A 1312-nucleotide genomic window follows, 5' to 3' on the forward strand; every position below is an offset into this window, starting at 1 on the left:
TGAATCGCCCCGGGTTTTGTAGAGGCTCCATTGTTTGAGAGAATGGAGCTATGAAAAAGCAACCCAAGTATTCCCCTGAAGTCATCGAGCGCGCCGTGCGCATGGTCAGCGAAGCCGGCAGCCAGTACGAGTCGCAGTGGGCCGCAATCACGTCGATCGCTGCCAAGATTGGCTGCACACCGGAGACACTGCGCCGTTGGGTACGCCAGCAGGAGCGTGATACCGGCCAGCGTCCCGGACCCACTACCGCCGAAGATGAGCGCGTCAAGGCGCTTGAGCGAGAAGTGCGCGAGCTACGCAAGGCAAATGAGATCCTGCGCTTGGCGAGTGCGTTTTTCGCCCAGGCGGAGCTCGGCCGCCACTTCAAGCCGTGAGGGCTTTCATCGACCGGTACCGCCATGCCTACGGTGTCGAGCCGATCTGCAAGGTGATGCAGGTCGCGCCGTCGGGCTACTGGCGCCACGCTGCGCAGCAACGCAACCCGTCACTGCGCTGTGCCCGTGTCCAGCGCGACGACGTGCTGAGCGTCGACATCGAGCGTGTCTGGCAGGCGAACCTGCAAGTCTACGGGGCCGACAAGGTTTGGCGCCAATTGCGACGTGAGGGAACTGACGTGGCCCGCTGCACCGTGGAGCGCCTGATGCGCAAGGCCGGGCTGCGTGGAGTCATGCGAGGGAAGGTCGTGCGTACGACTGTGGCCGATGCGAAGGCGCCATGCCCGCTCGACCGCGTCAACCGCCAGTTCAAGGCGCAGCGACCGAACCAGCTGTGGGTCTCGGACTTCACGTACGTCTCGACTTGGCAGGGTTTTGTCTACGTCGCCTTCGTCATCGACGTCTTCGCCCGGCGAATCGTCGGCTGGCGAGTCAGCAGTTCGATGCGGACCGACTTCGTGCTCGACGCACTGGAACAGGCGCTGTATGCGCGTCAGCCGGAACGAAACGAGCTCGTGCACCATAGCGACAGGGGCTCGCAATACGTGTCGATAAAGTACAGCGAGCGCCTGGCGGAAGCCGGCATTGAGCCGTCTGTGGGCAGCAAGGGTGACAGTTACGACAATGCCCTGGCTGAGACGATCAACGGGCTCTACAAGGCTGAGCTGATCCACCGCCGCGCTCCCTGGAAAACGCGCGAGGCCGTCGAACTGGCCACGCTCGAATGGGTGTCCTGGTTCAATCACCACCGCCTACTCGCACCGCTCGGCTATATACCGCCAGCCGAAGCTGAGGCAAACTATTACAAGCAACTGAGCAGTCAAGCCATTCCGGCCTGACTCACACTAACCGGCCTCCACGAAAGCCGGGGCGATTCA

At 62.5% G+C, this 1312-nt stretch carries 1 protein-coding gene and 1 other annotated feature; the gene reads left to right on the forward strand.

Translation table 11 applies throughout. The features are described from left to right. The first annotated feature begins 50 nt into the window (after positions 1 to 50). Positions 51 to 1273 (forward strand): IS3 family transposase gene (locus tag C2862_RS24995; protein WP_136223756.1). Its coding sequence is split into 2 segments (ribosomal slippage): positions 51 to 339 and positions 339 to 1273, totalling 1224 coding nucleotides; the frame shifts between segments, so codons are not numbered across the junction. Then, positions 329 to 445 (forward strand) — a sequence feature (AL1L pseudoknot). Its footprint overlaps the gene before it by 117 nt. Positions 1274 to 1312 lie beyond the last annotated feature (39 nt).

It is taken from the genome of Massilia sp. Mn16-1_5 (genome assembly GCF_004798585.1).
Taxonomy (GTDB): domain Bacteria; phylum Pseudomonadota; class Gammaproteobacteria; order Burkholderiales; family Burkholderiaceae_D; genus Telluria.